Source organism: Rhizobium pantanalense (assembly GCF_030182525.1).
Classification (GTDB): domain Bacteria; phylum Pseudomonadota; class Alphaproteobacteria; order Rhizobiales; family Rhizobiaceae; genus Rhizobium.
Window position 1 is genome coordinate 561,504 of sequence record NZ_JAQJCH010000006.1, and the last position, 25,597, is coordinate 587,100.

Below are 25,597 nucleotides of genomic sequence, written 5' to 3' on the forward strand. Positions count from 1 at the left end.
ACGGCCGATTGGGGAGGAGAGTGCCGTGCTGGGACGTATCAATCATATCGCGATAGCCGTGCCGGACATCGCCGCGGCTTCCAAGACCTATCTTGAAACACTCGGTGCTACCGTCTCTCAGCCGCAGGCACTTCCGGAACACGGCGTAACTGTGGTTTTCGTCGAGCTGCCGAACAGCAAGGTCGAGCTGCTCGAGCCCTTGGGCGAAGCTTCGCCCATCGCCTCCTTCCTCGCCAAGAACCCAGATGGCGGCATGCACCATATCTGTTATGAAGTTGCTGATATCCTGGCGGCACGCGATCGGCTGGTTTCCAGCGGTGCACGCGTGCTGGGCAATGGCGAGCCGAGGATCGGCGCGCATGGCAAGCCTGTACTCTTCCTGCATCCGAAGGATTTCTTCGGCACGCTCATCGAGCTTGAGCAGGTGTGACATCAGAGCCGGATGATTTTTGGCGGAACTGGCCTAAAATCTGAATCTGCTTTAAGTGCGCTGATCGGCGCTTTGAAAGACGACTGCTTTGCCCCTATAAGCAGTTTGGAAGAGGAGGAGACGAGCAGGCTCGTCTCGAAGGGAGCACAATGGCACAGCAGATTGCCGCCGGTTTCGCCGTCTATTTCGTCATCTGGTGGATTACGCTTTTCGCCGTTCTACCCTTTGGCCTGCGCACTCAGTCCGAGGATGACCATGTCATCCTGGGTACGGTCGAAAGCGCGCCGACGAAATTTCGTGCTTGGCGGGTCGTGCTAGTCACAACGCTGGTATCGGCCTTTATTTATGGCGCCTGGTATATCGCCTCGCGTTATTTCGGGCTGAGTATAGATTCCATTCCGCAGATCGTTCCAAGCTACAAGTGATCTATGACAGCTGTAGATTAAAGGTGCTCGGAATGCGGGTGCCTTGCGATCGCCATCAATTCGTCACACGCGTGTCATGAGCGTGGCGCAAAGAATTTACAGTCTGTGTATATTATTTCAGCAGAAGCACGAGCCGAGTGTTTCGCGCAAATCAGTGGCCAGTTGACGCTAAGCTGAGAAAGCAAAAAAAAACAAGGCTAAAAGCCTTGTTTTAAAGTATCGCGTGATCCTTATCCGTTACCGGGGCAGCGAACGAGCGCGCCTAAGATCTGATCCTCCCAAGACTTGACCGCGAAACGGCAAGAATTTAGCCTTCCTGCCTCTTTTGTGAGCTAAAATTAGCTCAAACATTGAGCTTTGTCATCCTTTTTTTTGCTTTTTTGCTACAGCCGCGCAGAATTTTTCTGTTGACGAATTTCCGTCGTAAATCCTTATAAACGTGCGCTTTTTCGAAACATCGAAAATAGGCTCTATCCCCTGTATTCTCAGGCTTTTGTGAAATTCTTCTATTGAAGAATGCGGGTTTCCTTCCTGCGCCGAAGCAGTTATGAACTGCCTCCAGTACATAATTTGCTAACGATTCCGCCGGGAGCGGAACGTTAAACCATCTGGAACAAGCGTCATGCGTCTGTCTCGTTACTTCATGCCGATCCTGAAGGAAAATCCCAAGGAGGCTGAAATTGTTTCCCATCGGCTCATGCTGCGCACCGGCATGATCCGGCAACAGTCGCAGGGCATCTATTCTTGGCTGCCATTGGGCAAACGCGTGCTGGACAAGGTCAACAAGATCATCCGCGAAGAGCAGAACCGCTCCGGCGCCATCGAGCTGTCGATGCCGACGCTGCAGTCGGCTGAGCTCTGGCAGGAAAGCGGCCGTTATGACGCCTACGGCAAGGAGATGCTGCGCATCAAGGACCGACAGGATCGGCCCATGCTCTATGGCCCGACCAATGAGGAAATGGTCACCGACATCTTCCGGTCCTATATCAAGTCTTACAAGGACTTGCCGCTGAACCTTTATCATATCCAGCTGAAGTTCCGTGACGAAATCCGTCCGCGTTTCGGCACGATGCGCTCGCGCGAATTTATGATGAAGGATGCCTATTCCTTCGATCTGACGCAGGAAGGTGCAGTGCAATCTTATAACAAGATGTTCGCCGCCTATCTGCGCACCTTCAATCGTCTCGGCCTGAGAGCCATCCCTATGCGGGCAGATACCGGCCCGATCGGCGGCAATCTCAGCCACGAATTCATCATTCTCGCCGACACCGGCGAGTCGGAAGTTTTCTGCCACAAGGATTTCGTCAATTTCGACATTCCCGGCGAAGACACCAATTTCGATGATGCCGCCGGCCTGAAGGGGATTTTCGACAAGTGGACCTCGGTCTATGCCGCCACCTCGGAAATGCATGACGAAGCCGCCTTTAACGCCATCCCGGAAGGCGATCGCCTGTCTGCACGCGGCATCGAGGTCGGCCACATCTTCTATTTCGGCACGAAGTATTCCGAGCCGATGGGTGCCAAGGTACAAGGTCCGGACGGTAAGGAACATGCTGTCCACATGGGATCTTACGGTATAGGCCCGACACGCCTTGTTCCCGCCATCATCGAAGCATCGCATGATGAGAATGGAATCATCTGGCCGGCTTCGGTCGCGCCTTTTGACGCCGTGGTGATCAACATGAAGGCTGGCGACCATGCCTGCGATGAAGCTTGCGAAACTGTCTACGCCGCTTTGTCGAAGGCCGGCAAGGATGTGCTGTACGACGATCGTGACGAGCGCGCCGGAACGAAGTTCGCGACCGCCGATCTGATCGGCGTGCCTGTGCAGATCATCGTTGGTCCGCGTTCGATCGCGAACGGCGAAGTGGAGTTGAAGGACCGCAAGACCGGCGCTCGCGAGACGATGACGGTCGAAGCAGCGATCAATCGGCTGGCAGGCTGATTGACGATACAAAGGATGAAAGGCGAATGGCGGTGAGCGCGGCAGTGGAACAGCAGGAAAATTCGTTCAAGGCCGGCCCATCGTCTCGCCCGTTTTCCGGTTTCGAACGGCTTGTGGCTTGGCGCTACCTGCGCTCCCGGCGCAAGGAAGCCTCGATTTCGGTCATTGCTGGCTTCTCCCTGGTCGGCATCATGCTCGGCGTCGCCGCGCTGATCATCGTCATGGCCGTCATGAACGGTTTCCGTGCCGAGCTATTCAAACAGATTCTTGGCTTCAACGGTCATGTCGTCGTTCAGCCGATTGATTCGCCGCTGAACGACTATGCCGATCTGGCGAAGAAGTTTTCTGCCGTTCCGGGCGTCACCATGGCCTTACCGCTCGTCGAGGGGGAAACGCTCGCCTCCGGCCGCGGCGGCTCCGGCACTGGCGCGCTGGTGCGCGGCATCCGCCCGGAAGATTTGACCAAGCTCAAATCGGTCTCCGATCACGTTGTCTCCGGCGATATGGTCGGCTTCGCTTCGGGACAGGGTGTCCTCGTTGGTAGCCGGCTTGCCCGGCAATTGGGCCTGACGGTCGGCGATCAGATCACCCTTACGGCACCGGATGGCGATGTGACGCCTTTTGGTGTCAACCCGCGCGTCAAAGCCTATACCATCTCTGGTATCTTCGAGGTCGGCATGTCGGAGTATGATTCCTCCGTCGTCTTCATGCCGCTCGAAGAAGCGCAGGTCTTCTTCAATGCCGAAGGCATCGTCGAGAAGATCGAGCTCTTCATCACCAATCCGGATGACGTCGATCAGCTGCGGCCGAAGATCGAAGAGGCGGCCGGGCGGCAGATCTTCCTGACGGACTGGCGGCAGGTCAACGCCACTTTCTTCTCGGCGCTGCAGGTCGAGCGCAACACGATGTTCATGATCCTAACGTTGATCGTTCTCGTCGCCGCGCTGAATATCATTTCCGGCCTGATCATGTTGGTAAAGGATAAGGGCAGCGACATCGCCATCCTGCGCACCATGGGGGCGACATCGGGCGCGATCATGCGCATCTTTTTCATGACGGGCGCGGCGATCGGTGTTGTCGGAACGTTTGCAGGCGTCATACTCGGCGTCCTGGTCTGCCTCAATATCGAATCCATCCGCCAGTTCTTCTCCTGGATTTCCGGCACCGTGATTTTCAATCCGGAGGTCTATTTCCTCAGCAAATTGCCGGCCGAGATGAATCTCGGTGAGACCATCTCCGTCATCGTGATGGCGCTCACTCTATCCTTCCTTGCCACCATCTTTCCGGCCTGGCGGGCCTCGCGGCTGGATCCGGTGCAGGCGCTGCGCTACGAATAAGGATATTCCATTTGATGAAACGCAACGTCGTTCTCCAGCTCTCTGGCGTGGAGCGTCACTACGGGCAGGGCGAGACACGGCTGTCGATCCTGAAGGGTGCCGATTTCACTTTGCGCAGCGGCGAGATCGTCGCGCTTGTTGCGCCGTCAGGCACGGGGAAATCGACGCTTCTCCATGTGGCCGGGCTGCTTGAGCATCCGGATGGCGGCGAGGTACTCGTCAACGGTCAGGCCTGCGAAGGCTTGTCCGATGATAGGCGGACGGCCGTGCGCCGCAGCGAAATCGGCTTCGTCTATCAGTTCCATCACCTGCTGCCCGAGTTCTCGGCTCTCGAGAATATCATGATGCCGCAGCTCATTTCCGGGCTCTCGCGTAAAGATGCGAGCGAGCGCGCTTCTCAGCTTCTCGACTACATGCGCATCGGCCATCGCGCCGATCATCGCCCCGCCGAGCTCTCCGGCGGCGAGCAGCAGCGTGTCGCGATCGCCCGTGCCGTCGCCAATGCGCCGCTGGTGCTGCTGGCCGACGAGCCCACCGGCAATCTCGACCCGGCGACCGCGCATTACGTCTTCGATGCGCTGGAAGCACTGGTGCGTCAGTCGGGTCTCGCGGCGTTGATTGCCACCCACAATCACGAGCTCGCAGCCCGCATGGATCGCCGTGTCACGCTAAGTGAAGGCAAAGTGGTCGAGGTTTAATCGCTCCCGTCACGGAACGATCAGGCCACCGCGATAATCCAGCTCATAGGCCTTGCGCTCTTTCACCATGATGGCTTCGTGCCCGATAAAGTGGTCGCACGATCCGGTGCTGCGGTCGATATAGCGGCCGTAGACGTGTTCGAATTCGAAGCCGCCTAGAAAGCGTTTTTCATCCTGATAGAGGCGCAGAAGTGCCGCCTTGATAACCATGCCCGCGCGGGTGCCGTCGATCAGATCGGGCTCGACGATATGGCCGAAATAGTTCATGGCCCAGACCGGCTCGTCGTCATGCCAGACGAGTTCCTGTCCCGCGAAATCCGTGCCGCCGAAATAGCTGTCGAGATAACGCCAGCGGCCGCTCGCATAACCAATGTCATGCGAGCCGCTTCGGCATGACGGCAGCCTCTCGCCGTCGCCGACATAGGTCTCGGCTTTGGCAGCGACAATAAAATCGTTCAGCTCGGCAAGATCCGGCATGACCCTCTCCAATTTTGGTGAGCGGCCAAGATGTCATTCAACGTGACTTTTGTAAAGAACAAAAAGAGAACATGTGATGCTATTGGCCGTTTCTACAGGCCTTCTGACCGATATCGTCCTGCCAGTCCTGTATGCTCACCGTCTTGGCATCGGCCTTCAGCATCTTGCTGTCCTTTGCCACCTTGCCAGTCAGAACGTTGTAATCGCAGCTATAGCTGTTGTTGGGTTCAAGGTTGTCACGAAAATCGTAGCTATAGCCGGCAACCAAAAATGCGTTGTTGCGGTAGGCAAGTGTCAGCGTCTGGTGCCAGCGGTCGCGCCCGATAGCATCGTTCTGCGAACTGATCGCGATTGAACCGTTCGGCAGCGCGGCGATCGAGGGTTCCTGGCCGTAGATGCCGCCGGGCTCTGCGCGACCCCATACCTTATCGGGAGCGGCGGCGGCCAGCTTCAGTAGCTCATGTTCCTTGTCGCGGAGATAGATATAGATCCCGATCTCATAATCGGCATGGTCGTTCGGCGGCATCGTTACCAGCAATGCGAGGTCCGGATTGCCGTCCTTATTCCAATCGCCGATCGCCGCGTCGAGGATGCGGTCTGAGGTGATCGTGTCTTCGGCGCGAGCCGCAGTTGCAGTCAAAAGAAGAATGAGAGCGCAGCCAAGGGACTTCATCGTGATCTCCCGGTTTGCCTCTGCATAGCGCCGGGCCGCCCCGACGTCCATTACAGGCTGAAAAGCCGTCTGATGAAATTTCTTGATGCATCTATTGACTCTCGAACAAAAATGGAACAAAAAAGAAACATAACGAGTAAGGAGCGCTTAGATGACCGACATTATTCGAGACGTTGCAGCATTCACTTCCATCGTCATGTTCGTTGCCAGCTTTTCCCTCATCATGATGGCGATGTGAGTTTTGTCCCCCATTTGCACATGCTGTTCCCATATTTGATGGGAGCAACTTCTGGACTTTACGGTCCGCAATGCCGAAAATGCCTCTGATTCATTCAGGCTTGCGGAAGGGTATGAAATGGCGGATGCAGGTGGCAGCGGCGCGGTAGCGCCGGTCGGCGAAATGCCGGAATTCGTGCACCTCAGGGTTCATTCCGCCTATTCTCTGCTAGAGGGCGCATTGCCGCTCAAGAAGATATTGGCCAAGGCTGCCGGGGACAGTCAGCCGGCCATTGCCATCACCGATACCAACAATCTGTTCGTTGCCCTGGAGTTCTCGCAGAAAGCGATGGACGAGGGGCTGCAGCCAATCATCGGCTGTCAGGTATCGATCGATATGGAAGACGGCGGCGAGGGCGAGAAGCGCGGGCCGCAGCAGGCCTTGGCGAAGCTGCCATCCATCGTGCTGCTTGCCGCCACCGAGCAGGGCTACGAGCGCCTCGTCGATCTCGTTAGCCGCGCCTATCTCGGCGGCGAAGGCAATCATGCCGTTCACATTGCAGCCTCATGGCTGGACGAGATCGGCACGGAAGGGTTGATCGCACTCACCGGTTCGCTGACCGGCCCGGTTGACATGGCGTTGAAGGAAGGCCATGCGCCGCAGGCGCTATCCCGTCTCTTGACACTGAAACGCCTGTTCGGCGATAGGTTGTATGTCGAATTGCAGCGTCATGGCACCTATGATCGCCGTCACGAGCAGAAGATGATCGCGATGGCTTACGAGCATGAGATTCCGCTCGTCGCCACCAACGAAGCCTTTTTCCCGACGCGGGACGATTATGATGCGCATGACGCTTTGATGGCGGTGGCCCACAATGCCATTGTCTCGGACGATACGCGGTTCCGCCTGACGCCGGATCATTATCTCAAGAGCCGTGCCGACATGGCGAAACTCTTCGCCAATCTGCCCGAAGCGCTGGAGAACACGGTCGAGATCGCCCGCCGCTGCTCCTTCATCCTGAAGACCCGCAAGCCGATCCTGCCGCGCTTCACTGGCGCCACGGACGATGCGGAGGAGGCAGAGCGTGCCGAGGCCGCCGAGCTGCGCGCTCAGGCGATCGAGGGTCTCGACCAGCGTCTCGTCTCGCTCGGCATGGCACCGGGCTATGCGGAGAAGGATTATCGCGAGCGGCTGGAATTCGAACTGAGCGTTATCGAGCGCATGAAGTTTCCCGGCTACTTCCTGATCGTTGCGGACTTCATCAAATGGGCCAAGCGCCACGATATCCCCGTCGGCCCGGGCCGCGGTTCCGGTGCGGGCTCGCTGGTCGCCTATGCTCTGACCATCACCGACGTCGATCCGCTGCGCTTTTCGTTGCTGTTCGAGCGCTTCCTCAATCCGGAACGCGTCTCCATGCCGGACTTTGATATCGATTTCTGCCAGGACCGGCGCGAAGAGGTGATCCGTTACGTGCAGGCCAAATATGGCCGCGAGCAGGTGGCGCAGATCATCACCTTCGGTTCGCTGCAGGCGCGCGCAGCCTTGCGCGACGTCGGCCGCGTGCTCGAAATGCCCTATGGCCAGGTCGACAAGATCTGCAAGCTGGTGCCGAACAATCCCGCCAATCCGACGCCGCTGACCAAGGCGATCGAGGAGGAGCCGCGTCTGCAGGAAGAGGCGGACAAGGAGCCGGTCGTCGCCCGGCTTCTCGACATCGCGCAGAAGATCGAAGGCCTCTATCGCCACGCCTCGACGCACGCCGCCGGTATCGTCATCGGCGACCGTCCGCTGTCGAAGCTCGTGCCGATGTATCGCGACCCGCGCTCCGACATGCCGGTCACCCAGTTCAACATGAAATGGGTGGAGCAGGCCGGTCTGGTGAAGTTCGACTTCCTCGGCCTGAAGACACTGACTGTCCTGAAGACGGCGGTCGATTTCGTTGCTAAGCGCGGCATCTCGATCGATCTTGCCAGCATACCGCTTGACGACAAATTGAGCTATGAGATGCTCTCGCGCGGCGAGACGGTCGGCGTGTTCCAGGTGGAAAGTGCGGGCATGCGCAAAGCGCTGATCGGCATGCGTCCTGACTGCATCGAGGATATCATCGCGCTCGTGGCGCTCTATCGTCCCGGCCCGATGGAGAACATCCCGGTCTATAATGCCCGCAAGCACGGCGAGGAGGAGATCGAATCGATCCACCCGAAGATCGACTATCTTCTCAAGGAAACCCAGGGCGTTATCGTCTACCAGGAACAGGTGATGCAGGTCGCCCAGGTGCTCTCGGGCTATTCGCTCGGCGAGGCGGATCTTCTGCGCCGCGCCATGGGTAAGAAGATCAAGGCGGAGATGGACCAGCAGCGCGAGCGCTTCGTCGATGGCGCCATCAAGAACGGCGTTTCGAAGGGCCAGGCCGACGTCATCTTCGATCTGCTCGCGAAATTCGCCAATTACGGCTTCAACAAGTCGCATGCCGCCGCCTACGCGATCGTCTCCTACCAGACCGCCTATATGAAGGCACACTATCCGGTGGAGTTCCTGGCCGCGTCGATGACGCTCGATATGTCCAACACCGAAAAGGTCAACGACTTCCGTCAGGATGCCAAGCGGCTGGGCATCGAGGTCATCGCGCCCTCGGTGCAGACCTCGTTCCGCCATTTCGAGACGGGTGATAACCGTATCTATTATGCTCTGGCCGCCATCAAGGGTGTCGGCGAATCTGCTGTCGACCATATCGTCGAGGTGCGCGGCGACAAACCCTTTGCCGGCATCGAGGATTTCTGCCTGCGCATCGATCCCAAGCAGATCAACCGTCGCGTTCTGGAAAGCCTGATCTGTGCCGGCGCTTTCGATTGTTTCGAGATCGACCGCGCCCAGCTGATCGCCGGCCTCGACCGTATCATGGGCTATGCCCAGGTGGCGCAGGAAAACAAGCGCAGCGGCCAGCATGACATGTTCGGGAGTGCAGCCTCCGGTCCGGAAAAGATCGTGTTTCCGCCCTACACGCCGTGGCTCGCCTCGGAGCGTCTGCTGCGAGAATTCCAGGTGCTCGGCTTCTATCTGACGGCTCATCCGCTCGACACCTACAAGAGCGTGCTCGACAAGATGCGCGTACAGCCCTTCGCCGATTTCTCCGCCGCCGTAAAGCAGGGCGCCAGCAACGGCCGTCTCGCCGGCACTGTCATCTCGAAGCAGGAGCGCAAGACCCGCACCGGCAACAAGATGGGCATCTTCGTCTTTTCCGATGCTTCGGGCCAGTTCGAAGCCGTGCTCTTCTCGGAGACGCTCAACCAGTATCGCGATGTACTCGAAGTCGGCAAATCCTTCGTCATCACGGCCCAGGCGGACGAGCGCCCGGAAGGCATCAGCCTGCGCCTGCAGACGGCGCAGTCGCTGGAGGAGAAGTCGTTGCAGATGCAGAAGGCGCTGCGCGTCTATGTCCGCGATTCCGGCCCGCTGAAAGCCGTTGCCGCGCATCTGAACACGAAAGGCGACGGCCTCGTTTCCTTCATTGTCATCAAGGAAGAGGGCTTGCGCGAGGTCGAGGTGGCACTGCCGGAGAAATATCGCATCACGCCTGAAATCGCCGCTGCCTTGCGCACGGCACCCGGCGTGATCGACGTGGAGCTTGTTTAACCTTTTTTACCAAGCGCACCGTTGTTGGTGATCGTAATGAAATCGGTCTCGTTGCCGGTTTCCGGTCCGACGCCGGTATCGGAAATCGTCAGCGATGAACCTGATGTCAGCAGATCCTCGATGCGATGGCGGATATCGTCAGGAATGGTGATGCGGTTAAGCGCCTGTCCGGCTGCGTCGAACGATTGCGATTGCTCCTCGCTGGTAATGCCGTAGCGCTTTTTCGTCTGCTTGCTCAGATCTTCTTCCAGCGTCATGCCGAACCAATCGGCCTTGCCGCTGATCCGGTCGATCGTGTTGGCGGTGAAGAAATGCACACCGAGCGCTTCTTGTGGCTCGGCAATGATGGCCGGTCCTTCGAAGAGCGGCTTGAAGTTCTGCCGGACCATGATCGCGCCGTTCGGCGGTTCGCCCTTGCCGGCGGCGGCATAGACTGCCTTCATCAGCGCGGGACTGACAAGGCCGCCCGTCGTCTTGATATCATGCGCCTTCTTGAAGTCTTCGATCGCCTGTACCGTTGCCGGTCCGAGCATGCCGTCAGGCGTTCCGGTGATGAAGCCCATTCCGTTCAGGATGCCCTGGAGGTCGCGCACGTGTTCTCGCAGACCACGTCGGGTGATGAGGATGCTGAGTGGCGCTGGATCGGCCGGTGGCGCTAGAGTCTCCTGTGCCTTCGGTATCTTGATCGAGGTTACGTCATTCGTCGCGACCTGCAGCGGTTGTGCCTGCGGCAGGAAGCTCGCAGTCATCGGACGGAGTTCGATGCCCGAAAACAGTGCCGGCGGTGGAGCTGCCAGCGGCTGGAACAGCATCGCGTTTTCGAATGGCTGCGGGACCAGCGGCTGATCGGCGATGACGACATGTACGCCGCGCTCCGTCATTTGATAAAGCATCTTGGCAAAGGCTTTCGGCATGCGCACGCAGCCATGCGATGCCGGATAATTCGGCACCGAGTTGGACTCGTGCAGCGCGATCCCTGACCAGGTCAGCCTTTGCATGAAGGGCATGGGTGAGGCCGAATAGAGGTTGGACTCGTGATAGACCTTCTTTTCCAGAATGGAGAAGATACCGCTCGGCGTCGTGTGCCCGCGCTTGCCGGTGGAAACCTTCGAAGTCGCGATCACCTTATCGCCGTCATAGACCGCAAGCGACTGCCTGTCCTTCGACACCACAATCTGAAGGGTGCGGGCATCCGGCGCAGCAAAGACGGGATGAGAAAGGGCGGTGGCCGACAATAGCGCCAGCCCAAGCAACAAAAATGGCTTCATAGACACAACCAGAACGCAATACTCGTTGCGCCCAAGGTTAGACTTCGAAGTTTAAGGAAGACTTGCCGAGAGGTCATGCCTTTCCGCGTCTATGAAGACGTGAGTTCGCCGAACGCCAGCCCAATACGCCATCGCCGAAGCGGAGCGATCAAACTCTGCTTCGGCGATGATTGAAATCTTGAACCAACTAGGAATCAGTGGACGCTGGAAGCCACCCAGTTGTGCCAGTCCTGCTCGCTGCCGTGGAAAGCGTTAAGGTCGATCCTGCCTTCGACGCCGTGGGATACGCCGGAGCCGGAATATTGCCAGAACAGCCATTTCCGGCCCGGATAGACCTTGGATGGATGTTGAGCCACGGCGCGCAGCCAGAAGGGGTAGTCGAGCAGTTCGCCGCTCAGATTGTCGCGATAGAAATCCGGAGCTGTGTAGACGATCGGGCGCTGGCCGTAATGCTTTTCGAGCTTGTCCATGAAGACCTGCATCTTGGCGAGAACCTGCTCGCGCGAAGGACGCCGCTTGCAGCTCGACTCACCGTTCCATTCGACGTCGATGACTGGCGGAAGGGCTCCAGCTTCCTTCGGCACGTTGCGGATGAACCAGTCGGCCTGCTCTCCGGCAGTCCGGCACCAATAGAAGAAGTGATAGGCGCCGTGCTTCAGGCCGGCCTGCTGGGCGGCACGCCAGTTCTTCTTGAACATGGGATCGAGATGATCGCCGCCGTCCGTTGCCTTGATGTAGACGAAGTTCGCACCCTGGGTGCGCAGCGTGTCCCAATCGATTTCGCCCTGCCAGCGCGAGACGTCGACGCCATGGACGGCGAGCTTCCGGGGCGAGGTGGACGTACCGAAGTTGATCGGCTTGGCGTCGCGGAAGCGATGGCTGTAGATCTGCATCGGCTGCTGCCGCAGGGCGCGGGGCACCGGATTCGATGGCGAGAGCATTGCGAGCGGCCGTTGCAGCGGGACTGGTGCGTCATCGTCTCCGCTCTGGTCGGAGGGCATAAGTCCGTCAGGCCGGAGGTTCGTCGGCATGGCGACTGCGAGAGCCTGCTGTCGCTCCACGCGCGAAACCGTTTCGCCGATTTCGACCGACGGCACCGGCCTGCTGGTCTTTGCAATGGAACTCGTCACTTCTTTCGAAGGCGGTGCGGCTTGCGCGGCTTCGCGCTCACCTCGAGCGGCGCAGCCTGAAATCGTCAGGCAGGCGAGAAAAATGGTCGATACAGCCGATAGACGCATAGGAACCCGTACGCAAAACACACTCGGCGACGAGTTCACGCCGCCCGGAAGTCACAGAATCCAAGTCCTAATGGAAATTTACCAAAAAAGTTTGAATCCAAGCTTTTTCGCACGAAAGAATCGCGCGCGTCATGCAATTATTTGCGATGCAATCAAAAATCACCAGCCGGTGACTTATACTAAGTTATTGTTATTTATGGTTTCTATCGCCGAACGTGTAGCCGGTTTCGACTGTGTTATTGCCGAATTTTTCTCGCAACTTGTCCATGGCTGCTTCCGCAGCGGCCCGTCGCGTGGCCTGAACGTCGATAAGATCGGGTGGGTCTGCACGCCCGGCATGGCCAAGATCGGTCACGCCGATGCCGATGAGACGGAATTTCGTGCCGTCCGTTTCGGCTTCGAGCAGTCTCAGTCCGGTGCGGAAAATCCGATCTGCAAGCAGGGTCGGATCTTCCAGCCGACGATTACGCGTGCGGATCTTGAAATCCGAGGTTTTGAGCTTCAGCACGACGGTCTGGCCGGCAATGCCGCTGCGCTTCAGACGTCGTGAAACCTTCTCGGAGAGATCGCGCAGGATCGGCACGAGATCCTCATGGCGCCAGATATCTTCGAAGAAGGTGGTTTCGGAGGACACGCTTTTCGCCGCTTCGTTAGGATGGACGGTTCGGTCGTCGATCCCTCGTGAGAGACGGAAAAGCCGCTGCCCAATTACGCCGTAACGGCGCATGAGATCGCCTTCCTCCATGGTCTGCAATTGGCCGATAGTGCGGATGCCATCGCTTTCGAGCGTCGCGGCAAAGGCCTTGCCGACACCCCATATCGTCGTGACTGGCCGTGGCTCCAGAAAGGAGAGGGCCTCTTCCTTGCCGATGACGGAGAAGCCTCGCGGCTTCTGCAGGTCGGAGGCAACCTTGGCGAGGAACTTGCAGTAGGAAAGCCCGACGGAGATGGTAATGCCGATTTCCTGCTCCACCCGCTTGGCGAACTTGGCGAGAATGCGAGCCGGCGGATCGTGATGGAGCCGCTGGGTGCCCTCGAGTTCAAGAAAGGCTTCATCGATCGAAAGCGGCTGCACCAGCGGCGTCAGGTCCTGCATCATGCCTCGAACCTCGCGGCCGACGCGGACGTATTTCTCCATGTTTGGACGGATGACGATAGCCTGTGGGCAGGCTTCCAGCGCCTTGAACATCGGCATGGCGGAGCGCACCCCATGGATGCGGGCGATATAGCAGGCTGTGGAGACGACGCCGCGCTTGCCGCCACCGATGATGACAGGCTTGTCGGCCAACTCCGGATTGTCACGTTTCTCGATGGAGGCATAAAAGGCATCGCAATCGATATGCGCCAGCGTCAGTGCGTAGAGTTCTCGGTGGTAAACGAGGCGAGGGCTGCCGCAGCTTCGACAGCGCGTGCGCGTGGCCGATTGCTCGCTCAAGCAATCGCGACAGAAGCCGGAAATCTTGTCGGGCGCATGGGTCATGAAACGAGAACAAAAATTGAACGTCGTCACTTTATGTTTTAAGCTCGCGAGTCTCAAGCTGGAAAACTGCCGGGGAGGCGGGAGTGCAGAATTTAATCGTGCAGCCGTTGACGCCAGGCCGATGGGACGATTTCGAAACGTTATTCGGGCCAAGCGGCGCCTGCTATGGCTGTTGGTGTACCTATTTCCGCGTGCCGACATCGCAGCGCAAGACGATGGACGCAGCAGCAAAGAAGCAGTTGATCCACGAGCGAATCTCGGCTGGGCCGCCACCCGGACTTCTGGGCTATAGCGACGGTCAGCCGATCGCCTGGGTGCAGGTTGGTCCGCGCGCCGAGCTGCCGCAATGGAACTCGCCGAAAACGGTATCGCGTCCCCTCGATCCAGCCGATGCGGAAGACGGCTCGGTCTGGGCAGTAAGCTGCTTCTTCATAAATTCGAAGGATCGCGGCAAGGGGCACAGCCATCGCATGCTGTCGGAGGCCGTGAATTTCGCCCGCGCTTCCGGCGCGCGGCTGCTGGAGGGCTGTCCGATCGAGCGTACGAAGCAGTCGAAATCCGTCGGCCTCTATGTTGGCTCGCAGCGCATCTTCGAGGCCGCCGGGTTTTCTGAAGTTGCGAAGCGGAAGGATGGCAGGCCCCTGATGCGCCTGGTCCTTTGAAAGGTGGTGGTTCGGGTGAAGTCAGCGCGAGATGTGAGCGTGGATCAGCGGTGCTGCCTGACCCCATTCATTGGCTTGCGGAATGCCGGCGGCCACAGTGGGCGCCATTCGGTGAACGATGGAGTCCGGTTTCAGATTGATGAGGAGGCATCCCGGGACATATTCGCTGACCGAATGCAGGTTGTGGGCCATGTCGTCGACGAAGGCGACGGGCATCTCGCGCTGTCGATGCAGCGAACGCACGATCGGCCCCTTCGGCTGCAGCGACGCGAGCAGCGGATAGGCAAGCTCGAGTCTGTCGAGCAATCGCCGCCTCTGTTCCCAGAACTGCGGTGGCATGGCGGTGAGGAAAACGATGTCAGCGTCTTTCGAGAATTCGCCGAGCGTATCGACCACTCGATCGAGTGGTGTCTGCCATTGTTCCTGCGCCTCGAAGAAGGCCTCGATCAGCCGGTGGACATCCTTTTCTTCCAGCGCGGAACCGTTGGCCTTGGAGACGATGTTGCCTGTCAGCCGGAACGAACGCGGCAGGAATTCATGGCCTTCGGCCTCGATGAAGGTCAGGAAGGGCGCAAAGAAGTGCAGGACGACGTCGTCGACATCGCAAACGATCAACGGCCGCTCCTGGAGCCGGATATGCGATACGTCGAATTCGATCGGGGCATCCATGATCAATATTCTCCAGAGGCAAGGCCGGGCGGCGAAAAATGCGCCGATGCAGTGGCGACCGCCTCCGGCGCAATGCCGCTGGCCTCGCAGAAGGCCAGCAATGTCGGTTCATGGTTCATGAGGAAATCGAGCATGCCGGCAAGAAAGGTGGGCTCGTTGATGGCGTTGCGCACCTGTGCCGGCTCTATGCCGGTCAGCGCCAAGAAGCGGCCGAACATATCCGGTTCATTGGCCAGCCAGCCGAGTACGGCAATGGCAGTCTCTTGCGGGTCGGCCGCGCTCTTCTTCGGGTTCTTGAAGTTACTTTGCATTTTGAAGGGTGAGTTACCTATTTTTCAACCAAATGCCGGTAGTTTGCGATTCAAGTATTTCTGGAATCGGTTCCTCGCGACCCTATATTTCGAGAGAATGGATGCAATACCGGATGCAGGGACAGCTTTCCATGCCTAAGCAGGTAATGATTGTAGAAGACAATGAGCTGAATATGAAGCTCTTTCGCGATCTGATCGAGGCTTCCGGCTACACGACGATCCAGACCCGCAATGGCATGGAAGCGCTCGATCTCGCGCGCAAGCATCGCCCGGACCTGATTCTCATGGATATCCAGCTGCCGGAGGTTTCCGGCCTGGAGGTCACCAAGTGGCTGAAGGAAGACGACGATCTTCATGTGATCCCCGTGATCGCAGTCACAGCCTTCGCCATGAAGGGCGATGAGGAGCGCATTCGTCAGGGCGGTTGCGAGGCCTATGTCTCGAAGCCGATTTCGGTGCCGAAATTCATTGAGACCATAAAGACCTATCTGGGCGACGCCTAATGATGGGGAAGAGCTGATGACCGCACGCATTCTGGTAGTCGACGATATTCCGGCCAATGTGAAGCTTCTGGAAGCGCGGCTGCTTGCCGAATATTTCGAAGTGCTGACAGCCGAAGACGGCTTGAAGGCGCTCGCCATTTGCGCGGGCACGCAGGTTGATCTCATCCTCCTCGATATCATGATGCCCGGCATGGATGGTTTTGAGGTGTGCGAACGCCTGAAATCCGATCCCCGCACCGCCCATATCCCCGTCGTCATGGTCACGGCGCTCGATCAGCCTGCCGACCGTGTGCGCGGCCTGAAGGCCGGTGCCGACGATTTCCTGACCAAGCCGGTCAACGACCTGCAGCTCATTTCGCGCGTCAAGAGCCTGCTTCGCTTGAAGACATTGAGCGACGAGCTGCATATGCGCAACGAGACCGCGCGCAATTTCGGTATTGACGATCTGATGCGGGCTGGCGATGGCCGCACCGAGGAAGCCGGCCAGGTACTGCTGGTCGATGGCCGCGCCAATTCGCAGGAGCGCATCATCCGCACGCTCAAGCCGATCGCCCAGGTCGTTGCGATGTCCGATCCGCAGGCCGCCCTGTTCGAGGCCGCCGAACGGCCGTTCGAGCTGGTCATCGTCAATTCGAATTTCGACGACTACGACCCGCTGCGGCTCTGCTCGCAGCTTCGTTCGCTGGAGCGCACGCGTTTTCTGCCCGTACTGCTGGTGACGGAGCAGGGCGCAGACGACATGATCGTCCGCGCGCTGGATCTCGGCGTCAACGACTATATCGTCCGGCCGATCGATCCGAATGAACTCGTCGCACGCTGTCTCACGCAGATACGCCGCAAACGCTATAATGATCGCCTGCGCGCCAGCGTACAGCAGACGATCGAGCTTGCCGTCACCGATGCGCTCACCGGCCTGCACAACAGGCGCTATCTCGACAATCATCTCAAGGTGCTTTTCGACCGCTCCTTGGCGCGGGGCCGGCCGCTCTCGATATTGATTACCGATATCGATCGCTTCAAGACCGTCAACGACACCCATGGCCATGATGCCGGCGATGAAGTTCTCAAGGAGTTTGCCGCGAGAATCCGTTCCACGGTACGCGGCGCAGATCTCGCATGCCGTTATGGGGGCGAGGAGTTCGTTGTGGTCATGCCGGATACGCCTGCCGATACGGCCGCCGCAGTCGCAGAACGACTACGCGCTGCGGTAGAAAATATGCCGGTGAAATTACGCGAAAGCGGTGTTGCGCTTAACATCACCGCATCCTTCGGAATTTCGTGCCGTTTGGAGGCAATCGAGACACCGGAGCAGTTGATGAAGCAGGCGGACCTTGCGCTTTACGAGGCCAAAAGAGCAGGACGCAACAGGGTTGTAGCTTCTGCGGCCTAGGGACGAGTGGCGGAGAAAATGCGGCCGCCCATGAATATTGAGGGTATTTTTCAAGTTTTGAACAACAATTCAAAATTTTTTGTTCTTTATCCTGCGGGCATCACCACATAGGCCAGTTTTAAAGAAACGCTGCATACTTATACTTTTGAATTTGGCATATACCTTCGCTTTTCGGGTACTTTCGGAATATTCTTGTCGTGTCGACATATAGTTTTGTTTTGTTGGTAGCGTGTCGATGAGATGTCCGTTGGAAGGTGACGGATTAACTAAATGTAATTTGTATATTCAAATGCTCTTGAATATCTGTATTCGATCTTTTCTAGCAAAGGAGGAATTATCACTTTATTCTTGATAGCTTCTTGAGTTTATTTCACTAAGACTATCGGACATTCCTTTCCACCAAAGTCATGAATTTTAACCATCCGAGCAGACAAGCATTTTTTATCATTAAGAATTTGTTGATTTTCTTTCGATTTCGCGCGAATTTAGTCCCGTACATGGACAACTCGCAAGGGTTCCGAGATACCCCATGATGCTCAGGTCCGCCGCATCTCCTGGGTCGTGGGGTCGGTCGGCTGGCAGGCAGAAGATAACGGTTCCTCGTGCCGTTTTGCAGGCTAGCCGGCCCCCAATTTAAAACGCCGCTCTTCGTTCATCGAAGGCGGCGTTTTTCTTTTCTACCGACACGGTGGGCCATTGCTCCACGCGGGAATTTTCTAACTGACATCGCAAATCGAGCGCCGATCGAGACGGTGCCGGCAAAACAAAAAAGGCGCTAACCCGCAGGTTTAGCGCCTTTTTGTAACCTAAAGTTTAGGGAACTTACTTGATCTTCGTTTCCTTGAACTCGACATGCTTCTTAGCGATCGGGTCGTACTTCGTCTTCGTCATCTTGTCCGTCATCGTACGGCTGTTCTTCGTCGTGACGTAGAAGAAACCGGTGTCGGCCGTCGACAGCAGCTTGATCTTGATTGTGGTAGCCTTGGCCATGGTCGTCCTGCCTTTAATAAAAATGAACGCCATGGACGGCCAGTGCGGAGGTCCACGGCGAATTCTGGCGCGAAAATACAAATCGCGCCCGAAAAGTCAACCTCTGTTGCCCATGAAAAGCAGGCGTATCCCCGAAAGCAGGACATAAAGGCCGAAGAAAAAGGCCACAGCCCAGGCAAAGCCGCTGGGATTGGCGAGATCCATGGCGGTGCCGATCGTCGGCGGCCCGAGAACCATGCCGACGGCGTAACAGAAGACGAAAGCCGCGTTGGCGGCCACCAGATCGACGCCGGTCAGCCGTGTGCCCAGATGGCTGAGCCCAACCGTATACATGCCGGAAACGCAGCCGCCCCAGAAGAGCAGGATGATCGCGAGAATGACCCAGTTCGATGCCAGGGAGGGCAGCAGAAGCGCTCCGACAAGCCCGATGGTGGCCATGATCGACAGCAATGGCCGCTTGTCGCGCATGCGGTCGGCAAGCAGGCCGAGTGGGATCTGGAAGACGAAATTGCCGACGCCCATGACGGTCAGCAGCAGTGCGGCCTGTGATTCGTTGAAGCCGAGACGTGTCGCATAGCTGGTGAAGAGCGAGCCGCCGCCGACGGTGACCGCGCCGAACACGAAAACTGCGGCCGTCGCCGTTGGCACCAGGAAGATGTAGCGGACGAAGTGCAGCTCCGGCTTCTCGTCGACGATCGGGCTCTCGTTGCGGGCGATGAAGATCGGAATGGCAGCCGCCAGGATGATGCAGGCGCCGATGATGAAGGGCATCAAACCTTCGCTGCCGACAACGGAAAAGACGAGCGGGCCGGCCGCAAAACCGAGCGAGAAAACGGTGGAATAGAGGCCGAGCACGAATCCGCGCTTGGAAGGCGGCGAGGCGGCATTGATCCAGAACTCCGACAGGATGAACAGTGTTGTCGTCGCCCCATGAAAGACGATGCGCAGCGGAAACCACAGAAGCAGATTTTCCGCATAGTAGAAGCCGAGCGAGCTCAGAGCCGATAGGAAAACCGCCCAAATCATCGTCTGCACGACGCCGAAACGATGCGCGAGCTTGGTCGTGACGACGGCTGCCAGCATCGAGGCGACACCCATCATTGCAGTATTGAGCCCGATCAGGCTTGAGGGAACTCCGCGTTTTTCAAGAATGATGCTCAGAAGCGGCAGGCCAAGCCCGATGGCGATACCGACGGCGGATACGGAGGTAATGGCTGCGACGAGCGAAGGCCAGTGAATTTCTTCGACATGGCCGGCCTTGTCGTTCGTCGGTTCAAGCATAAACTAAATCCTGGAGCATGAGGCAGGCGAATCGATCCGGACGCGGAACATAGAAAGGCACGGCTCGGCCAAATTCAGGTGACGGGTCGGCTTTCATGAGATCGGTCAAACCCTCCGGAATGGTCCTCTTGACGCGGGGCATGTTCAGACAAGAAATCCAGCCGATGTCAAGCCGTTGCTGATGAACGAGCTCGCGCGAATGGCGAATATCGGTCGAATCGACGATGATTCCCGATAGAAGCGCGAGATGTCGCAAGACAACTTCGGCCATGGGCGCCAGTCGGCTTCGGGGGCGGGCACCTATCGTCACGAACGATCGTTCCCTTGATCCCATTCCTCCGGGCTGTCGTCATGGCCGCCGAAGCCATGCATGCGCAGCGCCCATTGCAGGCCGATGACGCCACCCTTGATCGGCTGGATGATGGCAAGCGCCGCGATGATGGTGATGGGTGCCCAGATGGCGAGATGCGCCCAGAGCGGCAGCTTGAAGGTCATGTCCGTCAGCATGTAGCCGCCGACGATGAGGTGGCCGAGTACCAGGATCACCAGATAGGGCGGGAGGTCGTCGGCACGTTGATGGGAGATATCTTCGTCGCAGACCGCACAACGGTCGACGGGCTTCAGGAAAGCGCAAAAGAGCTTGCCGGTGCCGCAGCGCGGGCAGCGGTTCAGCATGCCACGTAAAATCGACCGTCCGAGCGGACGTTCGCTCTCGTCTGAACCACCGAAACGGATGGGAGAGTCGGATGGGCTGCCCGTCATGAATACGCTTCCTCCGTGCCGGCAGCCGTGTTTTATCTGCGGCCGCGCGGCGGTCTCGTGCCCGGCGCCTTGCGGACCTGGCTCTTGTTGCGGCGGGTCGCCTTGTGGAAGGAACGCACCGCCGTCGGCATAGGCTTGCCGTCGCTCAGCATTTCGAAGCGCAGGGCTCCGGCAAGCGGCATGGCTTCCGCCAGTCTCACCGTAACATCGTCGCCGAGACGATAGCCGAGCCCCGTTCTTTCACCCGTCAGCGCCTGATGCGCCTCGTCATAAATGAAGTAATCGGTGCCGAGCGTAGATATAGGGATGAAACCGTCGGCGCCATAGTCCGGCAGGGTGACAAAGAGTCCCGACTTGGTGACGCCACCGACGCGCGCCTCGAATTCCGCACCGACACGGCCGGCAAGGTGATGGGCAATGAGCCTATCCACGGTCTCGCGCTCGGCAGCCATGGCCCGACGCTCGAAGGTCGAGATTTCGGCGGAGATATCGTCGAGCGACGCCTCTTCGTCCGGCGTGATCCCGCCTTCACCGAGGCCGAGTGAGCCAACGAGCGCGCGATGCACGATCAAGTCGGCATAGCGGCGGATGGGCGAGGTGAAGTGAGCGTATTTCATCAGATTCAGGCCGAAGTGCCCGATATTGTCGGGGCTGTAGATCGCCTGGCTCTGCGAGCGCAGCACCATCTCGTTGACCATGGTCTGATGCGCCGTACCTTCGGCCTTGACGAGGATGCCGTTGAAGCTGTTGGCACGCACATTGCCGCCCTTGGCAAGTGAAATGCCGAGGGTGGCGAGGAATTCGCGCAGCACTTCCTGCTTGGCGAGCGTCGGGCCATCGTGGATGCGATAGATCAGCACCTGTTTCCGCTTTTCCAGCGTTTCTGCCGCGGCGACATTCGCCTGGATCATCATTTCTTCTATGAGCTTGTGCGCATCGAGGCGCGGCGGCACGAAGACGCGATCGACGGTGCCGTCAGGTTTCAACAGGATCTTGCGCTCGGGCATGTCGAGCTCGAGCGGCTGGCGCCGGTCGCGGCCCCTTTTCAAAATCTCATAGGCGTGCCAGAGCGGCTTCAGGATCGGTTCCAGCATTGGTCCGGTCTTGTCGTCGGGCCTGCCGTCGATCGCCGCCTGCGCCTGCTGATAGGAAAGCTTGGCCGCGCTCTTCATCATGACGCGATGGAAGGTATGGCCGGCCTTGCGGCCTTCCTTGGAGAAGATCATTCGAACCGCGAGGGCAGGACGGTCGACGCCTTCCTTAAGCGAGCAGAGATCATTGGAGATGCGTTCGGGCAGCATCGGCACGACGCGATCGGGGAAATAGACCGAATTGCCGCGCTTCAGCGCCTCGCGGTCGAGCGGCGAGTTCGGGCGCACATACCAGGAAACATCGGCGATGGCGACGGTGACGATCACGCCATCCGGATTGTCGGGCGAAGGGTCCATTTCGGCGTAGACGGCGTCGTCATGATCCTTGGCGTCGGCCGGGTCGATTGTTATCAGCGGCAGGCTGCGCCAATCCTCGCGATGGGACATGGTCGCTGGCTTGGCGGCATCGGCCTCCGCAATCACGGGAGCCGGAAATACATGCGGAATTCCATGCGCATGGATGGCGATCATCGAGATCGCCTTTTCCGAGGCGACGGAGCCGATGACCGACAAGACCTTGGCACGCTGCAGGCCGAAGCGGCCGAGACGTGCCACTTCGACTTCGACCAGATCACCGTCCTTGGCGCCACCGGTATAATCGGGGTCGATCACCATCTCCTCGCCGCGCCGTTCGATCGGCATGAGACGGCCGCCGCCGCCCGGCGTTTCGCGGAAGACGCCCATGGAGGCGCCCTGCCGCTTGTCGATGACCTTGATGATGCGGGCCGTATAGGCCGGGCCACCACGATCCACGGCCGAGAAGATCTTCGCGAGGATGCGGTCACCCATGCCGGCGACGGGTGCCTTACCCTTGCCGTTGCGGCCAGCCGGCGAGGAAGATTGCTTGATCAATACGGCAGGCGCGACGCCATTTTCCTCAGCCCATTCCGCGGGGCGGCCGATCAGCATGCCATCTTTGTCGCGAGTCGTGATGTCGAGAACGGCAATCGGCGGCAGCGCGCCGGGGCGGATGAGCGACTTGCGGCTCTTCTGCACCATGCCTTCTTCTTCGAGTTCGCGCAGTAATTCCTTCAATGCGACGCGGCTCTCGCCCTTCAGGCCGAAGGCTTTGGCGAGCTCGCGTTTGGACGCCTGCTGCGGATGATCGGCGATGAAGCGCAGGATGACCTCGCGTGGCGGTAACTCGCCGTGGATGATCGCCATCATCGGCTCGGCGTTCTCGCCCCGCTTGGTCGCGCGACCAGACTTGCCGGGGCGTCGCTCCGACGATGAAATCCTACCGCGCGGTTCTCTGCTCACTCTGCACTCTTCTTTTTCGCTGCCGTCTTGGCCGCAGGCTTCTTTGCAGCAGCCTTGGGCTTGGCGGTCGTTTTCGTCGCTTTTGCGCCGGCTGCCGCGGTCTTTGCCTTGGCAGGCGCCTTCTTGGTGGCGCCGCCGCTCCTGCCCGCCTTGGCGGCGATCAGAGCCAGGGCTTCCTCGACCGTGATCGCCTGCGGATCCGTGCCCTTCGGCAGCGTCGCATTGACCTTGCCCCAGTTGACATAGGGGCCGTATTTGCCGTCGCGAACGGTGATCGCGCCGCCGCCATCCGGATGCTCGCCGAGTTCCTTCAGTGCTGCCGGGGTGCCGCCGCGTGCCTTGCCGCCGGCCGCCTTGCTCTGCTTTTCGGCAATCAGCGTCACCGCGCGGTTGAGACCGACGGTGAAGACATCCTCGACACTTTCGAGATTGGCGTAGCTGCCGTCATGCAGCAGGAAAGGCCCATAGCGGCCGATGCCGGAAGAGATCATCTTGCCGGTTTCTGGATGCTTGCCGATATCGCGCGGCAGCGAGATCAGTGCCATCGCCTTTTCATAATCGATATCCTCGGGCTTCCAGCCGCGCGGTAGCGAGGCGCGCTTGGCGTCCTTGCCCTCGCCGCGTTGAATATAGGGACCGAAGCGGCCCGAACGCAGCGTCAGCTCTTCGCCCGTTACTGGATCGGCGCCGAGCGCCTTCGGCTCGTTCAATCCGTTGGATTCGGCCTCCGCGCCGCCTTCCGACGAAAGCTGGCGGGTATAATTGCATTCCGGATAGTTCGAGCAGCCGACGAAGGCGCCGTATTTGCCGAGCTTCAGCGAAAGGTTGCCCGTGCCGCACACCTGGCAGATACGCGGATCGCTGCCATCCTCGCGCTTCGGGAAGACAAGCGGCGCCAGCGCGTCGTTCAAGGCGTCGAGGACGTTGGTGACGCGTAGTTCCTTGGTGTCTTCGATCTGGGCAAAGAAATCGCGCCAGAAGTCGCGTAGCACGTCCTTCCAGTTCAGCTCGCCGGCGGAGATGCGGTCGAGCTTTTCTTCCAGATCGGCCGTGAAATCATACTCCACATACTTAGTGAAGAAGCTTTCGAGGAAAGCCGTCACCAGCCTTCCCTTGGCCTGCGGCACCAGCTTGCGCTTGTCGATGGTCACGTAATCACGGTCGCGCAGCGTCGCCAGCGTCGCCGCATAGGTGGAAGGGCGGCCGATGCCGAGCTCTTCCATCTTCTTGATCAGCGATGCTTCCGAATAGCGCGGCGGCGGTTCGGTGAAATGCTGGGTCGAGTTGATCTTCTGCTTGGCGAGGTTTTCGCGAGCATTGATTTCGGGCAGACGACCGCCTTCTTCGCTGTCGTCGCTCTGCTCGCCATCTTCCTTCTGATCGGTATAGGCGGCGATGAAGCCGTCGAAACGGATGACGGAACCGACGGCGCGCAGACCGGCCTTCTTGCCGGCATTGTCAGCCAGGATCTCGACGGTCGTACGCTCGATTTCGGCCGATGCCATCTGGCTGGCGATGCCGCGCTTCCAGATCAGATCGTAGAGCTTCAGCTGGTCGTCATCGAGGAATTTGCGGATGCGATCCGGCACGCGGTCGAAATCGGTCGGGCGGATCGCTTCGTGCGCTTCCTGGGCATTCTTTGCCTTGGTGGAATAGAAACGCGCCTTTTCCGGCAGGTAACGGTCGCCGAACTGGTTGGCGATGGCGCGGCGTGCGGCATCGATCGCTTCCGGCGCCATCTGGACGCCGTCGGTACGCATATAGGTGATGAGACCGACGGTCTCGCCGCCGATATCGACGCCTTCATAGAGCTTCTGCGCCACCTGCATGGTGCGAGAGGCCGAGAAGCCGAGCTTCGAGGATGCGGCCTGCTGCAGCGTCGAGGTGGTAAAGGGCGGGCTCGGATTGCGCTTGACCGGCTTCGCCTCGACGGTGTCGACGACGTAGGAGGCACCTTCCAGCAACGCCTTCAGCCTGCCGGCCTCCTCGCCATTGCCGATCGCACGCGGCTGCAGGCGCTTACCGTCGGCAGAGACCAGGCGAGCTTCGAATTCGTCGCCGCGCGGTGTCTTCAGGATCGCCGAGAGATTCCAGTATTCCTCCGAGATGAAGCGTTCGATCTCCGACTCGCGATCGCAAACGAGGCGAAGCGCCACGGATTGAACGCGGCCGGCCGAACGGGCGCCGGGCAGCTTGCGCCAGAGAACCGGCGACAGGTTGAAGCCGACGAGATAGTCGAGGGCGCGGCGAGCGAGATAGGCATCCACCAGCGGCACGTCGATGTCGCGCGGCTCGGCCATGGCGTCGAGCACCGCCTTCTTGGTGATGGCGTTGAAGACGACCCGCTTTACTGGCTTGCCGTTGATGACGCGCTTCTTGTTCAGTACGTCGAGCACATGCCAGGAAATGGCTTCGCCCTCGCGATCCGGGTCGGTCGCGAGAATCAGACCGTCGGAGGTTTTCAGCGCGTCGGCGATGTCCTTGATGCGCTTTTGCGAGGCACCATCGACTTCCCACAGCATTTCGAAATCCTGATCCGGCAGCACCGAACCGTCTTTAGCGGGCAGGTCGCGCACATGGCCGAAGGATGCAAGAACCTTATATCCGGGTCCCAGATATTTGTTGATTGTCTTGGCCTTGGCAGGCGATTCCACCACTACAACGTTCATCATCAAGTCTCTGAATACGAGGTCGCGCCGGTATAAGACGCGGGAGATACCGGGTTTTTCCGTCTTCCCGGCCTTCCGACATGGACAGGGAAATCGTCGCGGTCAAGAGGCTACTGCATAATTCCTTA

General features: G+C 58.9%; 22 protein-coding genes. 9 read left to right on the plus strand and 13 right to left on the minus strand.

Annotated elements, in window-relative coordinates; translation table 11 throughout:
* The first annotated feature begins 25 nt into the window (after positions 1–25).
* From mce to PH558_RS18690, 5 genes are all read left to right on the plus strand, one after another.
* Complete coding sequence (gene mce / locus PH558_RS18670; RefSeq protein WP_285205927.1) at positions 26–430, plus strand: methylmalonyl-CoA epimerase; 405 nt, start codon at positions 26–28, stop codon at positions 428–430.
* Positions 431–579: 149 nt separating this feature from the next.
* The gene (locus PH558_RS18675) at positions 580–855 is read left to right on the plus strand and encodes a DUF1467 family protein (protein WP_095434522.1); all 276 of its coding nucleotides are present in this window, start codon (positions 580–582) and stop codon (positions 853–855) included.
* 622 nt (positions 856–1,477) lie between these two features.
* Positions 1,478–2,800: a proline--tRNA ligase gene (gene proS / locus PH558_RS18680; protein WP_285205929.1), complete on the plus strand. Its 1,323-nt coding sequence runs from the start codon at positions 1,478–1,480 to the stop codon at positions 2,798–2,800.
* 26 nt (positions 2,801–2,826) lie between these two features.
* A complete protein-coding gene (locus PH558_RS18685) occupies positions 2,827–4,137 on the plus strand; it encodes a lipoprotein-releasing ABC transporter permease subunit (RefSeq protein WP_095434524.1) in 1,311 nt (436 codons plus the stop codon).
* A 14-nt stretch (positions 4,138–4,151) separates the two neighbouring features.
* Positions 4,152–4,835: an ABC transporter ATP-binding protein gene (locus tag PH558_RS18690; protein ID WP_095434525.1), complete on the plus strand. Its 684-nt coding sequence runs from the start codon at positions 4,152–4,154 to the stop codon at positions 4,833–4,835.
* Between the two features lie 9 nt (positions 4,836–4,844).
* On the opposite strand, the gene PH558_RS18695 is transcribed toward PH558_RS18690, so the two are convergent.
* Both PH558_RS18695 and PH558_RS18700 read right to left on the minus strand, forming a co-directional pair.
* On the minus strand, positions 4,845–5,312 hold the full coding sequence (locus PH558_RS18695; RefSeq protein ID WP_095434526.1) for a DUF5680 domain-containing protein: 468 nt from the start codon (positions 5,310–5,312) through the stop codon (positions 4,845–4,847).
* Positions 5,313–5,391: 79 nt separating this feature from the next.
* Positions 5,392–5,985 carry a hypothetical protein gene (locus PH558_RS18700; protein WP_285205932.1) on the minus strand — a complete coding sequence of 198 codons (594 nt, stop codon included), beginning with the start codon at positions 5,983–5,985 and terminating at the stop codon, positions 5,392–5,394.
* Positions 5,986–6,340: 355 nt separating this feature from the next.
* Between PH558_RS18700 and dnaE the strand changes: the two genes are divergently transcribed.
* Positions 6,341–9,835: a DNA polymerase III subunit alpha gene (dnaE, locus tag PH558_RS18705; protein WP_285205937.1), complete on the plus strand. Its 3,495-nt coding sequence runs from the start codon at positions 6,341–6,343 to the stop codon at positions 9,833–9,835.
* Here the strand turns inward: dnaE and PH558_RS18710 are convergent.
* The 3 genes from PH558_RS18710 to PH558_RS18720 all read right to left on the minus strand — a co-directional run bounded on the left by PH558_RS18710 (position 9,832) and on the right by PH558_RS18720 (position 13,821).
* Complete coding sequence (locus PH558_RS18710) at positions 9,832–11,103, minus strand: L,D-transpeptidase family protein (RefSeq protein ID WP_285205938.1); 1,272 nt, start codon at positions 11,101–11,103, stop codon at positions 9,832–9,834. The two genes, dnaE and PH558_RS18710, sit on opposite strands and share 4 nt — an antisense overlap.
* A gap of 194 nt (positions 11,104–11,297) precedes the next feature.
* A complete protein-coding gene (locus PH558_RS18715) occupies positions 11,298–12,341 on the minus strand; it encodes a glycoside hydrolase family 25 protein (protein WP_285205940.1) in 1,044 nt (347 codons plus the stop codon).
* 190 nt (positions 12,342–12,531) lie between these two features.
* A complete protein-coding gene (locus tag PH558_RS18720; RefSeq protein WP_285205942.1) occupies positions 12,532–13,821 on the minus strand; it encodes a DNA polymerase IV in 1,290 nt (429 codons plus the stop codon).
* 83 nt (positions 13,822–13,904) lie between these two features.
* On the opposite strand from PH558_RS18720, the gene PH558_RS18725 reads away from it, so the two are divergent.
* Positions 13,905–14,483: a GNAT family N-acetyltransferase gene (locus tag PH558_RS18725; protein ID WP_095434531.1), complete on the plus strand. Its 579-nt coding sequence runs from the start codon at positions 13,905–13,907 to the stop codon at positions 14,481–14,483.
* Between the two features lie 21 nt (positions 14,484–14,504).
* Here PH558_RS18725 and PH558_RS18730 read toward each other — a convergent pair whose 3' ends face one another.
* Positions 14,505–15,152, minus strand: a complete 648-nt coding sequence (locus PH558_RS18730; RefSeq protein ID WP_095434532.1) for a hypothetical protein — start codon at positions 15,150–15,152, stop codon at positions 14,505–14,507.
* A gap of 2 nt (positions 15,153–15,154) precedes the next feature.
* Positions 15,155–15,463 (minus strand): DUF3572 domain-containing protein, encoded by a 309-nt coding sequence (locus PH558_RS18735; protein WP_285205944.1) that lies wholly within the window; start codon positions 15,461–15,463, stop codon positions 15,155–15,157.
* Positions 15,464–15,594: 131 nt separating this feature from the next.
* Here PH558_RS18735 and PH558_RS18740 point away from each other — a divergent pair, with 131 nt between their 5' ends.
* Together PH558_RS18740 and PH558_RS18745 are read left to right on the plus strand one after the other, a co-directional pair.
* The gene (locus PH558_RS18740; RefSeq protein ID WP_028754034.1) at positions 15,595–15,966 is read left to right on the plus strand and encodes a response regulator; all 372 of its coding nucleotides are present in this window, start codon (positions 15,595–15,597) and stop codon (positions 15,964–15,966) included.
* 16 nt (positions 15,967–15,982) lie between these two features.
* Complete coding sequence (locus PH558_RS18745) at positions 15,983–17,356, plus strand: PleD family two-component system response regulator (protein WP_285205947.1); 1,374 nt, start codon at positions 15,983–15,985, stop codon at positions 17,354–17,356.
* Positions 17,357–18,178: 822 nt separating this feature from the next.
* On the opposite strand, the gene rpmG is transcribed toward PH558_RS18745, so the two are convergent.
* The 6 genes from rpmG to topA form a co-directional block, all read right to left on the minus strand.
* Entirely contained in the window at positions 18,179–18,346 is a 168-nt protein-coding gene (gene rpmG / locus PH558_RS18750; RefSeq protein WP_003587245.1) for a 50S ribosomal protein L33, read from the minus strand.
* Between the two features lie 96 nt (positions 18,347–18,442).
* The gene (locus PH558_RS18755) at positions 18,443–19,627 is read right to left on the minus strand and encodes an MFS transporter (protein ID WP_285205949.1); all 1,185 of its coding nucleotides are present in this window, start codon (positions 19,625–19,627) and stop codon (positions 18,443–18,445) included.
* Positions 19,620–19,898, minus strand: a complete 279-nt coding sequence (locus tag PH558_RS18760) for a hypothetical protein (protein WP_285205951.1) — start codon at positions 19,896–19,898, stop codon at positions 19,620–19,622. The genes PH558_RS18755 and PH558_RS18760 overlap by 8 nt, the downstream gene beginning before the upstream one ends.
* A gap of 35 nt (positions 19,899–19,933) precedes the next feature.
* Positions 19,934–20,389: a DUF983 domain-containing protein gene (locus PH558_RS18765; RefSeq protein WP_285205952.1), complete on the minus strand. Its 456-nt coding sequence runs from the start codon at positions 20,387–20,389 to the stop codon at positions 19,934–19,936.
* Between the two features lie 32 nt (positions 20,390–20,421).
* A complete protein-coding gene (rnr, locus tag PH558_RS18770; RefSeq protein ID WP_285205954.1) occupies positions 20,422–22,800 on the minus strand; it encodes a ribonuclease R in 2,379 nt (792 codons plus the stop codon).
* Complete coding sequence (gene topA, locus PH558_RS18775; RefSeq protein WP_285206035.1) at positions 22,797–25,469, minus strand: type I DNA topoisomerase; 2,673 nt, start codon at positions 25,467–25,469, stop codon at positions 22,797–22,799. Before topA ends, rnr begins: the two co-directional genes overlap by 4 nt.
* Between the last annotated feature and the right edge of the window lie 128 nt (positions 25,470–25,597).

Excerpts from the sequence above, each read along its gene's own strand:
- PH558_RS18675 (WP_095434522.1), top strand. The coding sequence starts at position 580 with ATGGCACAGCAGATTGCCGCCGGTTTCGCCGTCTATTTCGTCATCTGG.
- proS (WP_285205929.1), top strand. The coding sequence starts at position 1,478 with ATGCGTCTGTCTCGTTACTTCATGCCGATCCTGAAGGAAAATCCCAAG.
- PH558_RS18685 (WP_095434524.1), top strand. The coding sequence starts at position 2,827 with ATGGCGGTGAGCGCGGCAGTGGAACAGCAGGAAAATTCGTTCAAGGCC.
- PH558_RS18690 (WP_095434525.1), top strand. The coding sequence starts at position 4,152 with ATGAAACGCAACGTCGTTCTCCAGCTCTCTGGCGTGGAGCGTCACTAC.
- PH558_RS18695 (WP_095434526.1), bottom strand. The coding sequence starts at position 5,312 with ATGCCGGATCTTGCCGAGCTGAACGATTTTATTGTCGCTGCCAAAGCC.
- PH558_RS18700 (WP_285205932.1), bottom strand. The coding sequence starts at position 5,985 with ATGAAGTCCCTTGGCTGCGCTCTCATTCTTCTTTTGACTGCAACTGCG.
- dnaE (WP_285205937.1), top strand. The coding sequence starts at position 6,341 with ATGGCGGATGCAGGTGGCAGCGGCGCGGTAGCGCCGGTCGGCGAAATG.
- PH558_RS18710 (WP_285205938.1), bottom strand. The coding sequence starts at position 11,103 with ATGAAGCCATTTTTGTTGCTTGGGCTGGCGCTATTGTCGGCCACCGCC.
- PH558_RS18715 (WP_285205940.1), bottom strand. The coding sequence starts at position 12,341 with ATGCGTCTATCGGCTGTATCGACCATTTTTCTCGCCTGCCTGACGATT.
- PH558_RS18720 (WP_285205942.1), bottom strand. The coding sequence starts at position 13,821 with ATGACCCATGCGCCCGACAAGATTTCCGGCTTCTGTCGCGATTGCTTG.
- PH558_RS18730 (WP_095434532.1), bottom strand. The coding sequence starts at position 15,152 with ATGGATGCCCCGATCGAATTCGACGTATCGCATATCCGGCTCCAGGAG.
- PH558_RS18735 (WP_285205944.1), bottom strand. The coding sequence starts at position 15,463 with ATGCAAAGTAACTTCAAGAACCCGAAGAAGAGCGCGGCCGACCCGCAA.
- PH558_RS18740 (WP_028754034.1), top strand. The coding sequence starts at position 15,595 with ATGCCTAAGCAGGTAATGATTGTAGAAGACAATGAGCTGAATATGAAG.
- PH558_RS18745 (WP_285205947.1), top strand. The coding sequence starts at position 15,983 with ATGACCGCACGCATTCTGGTAGTCGACGATATTCCGGCCAATGTGAAG.
- rpmG (WP_003587245.1), bottom strand. The coding sequence starts at position 18,346 with ATGGCCAAGGCTACCACAATCAAGATCAAGCTGCTGTCGACGGCCGAC.
- PH558_RS18755 (WP_285205949.1), bottom strand. The coding sequence starts at position 19,627 with ATGCTTGAACCGACGAACGACAAGGCCGGCCATGTCGAAGAAATTCAC.
- PH558_RS18760 (WP_285205951.1), bottom strand. The coding sequence starts at position 19,898 with ATGGCCGAAGTTGTCTTGCGACATCTCGCGCTTCTATCGGGAATCATC.
- PH558_RS18765 (WP_285205952.1), bottom strand. The coding sequence starts at position 20,389 with ATGACGGGCAGCCCATCCGACTCTCCCATCCGTTTCGGTGGTTCAGAC.
- topA (WP_285206035.1), bottom strand. The coding sequence starts at position 25,469 with ATGAACGTTGTAGTGGTGGAATCGCCTGCCAAGGCCAAGACAATCAAC.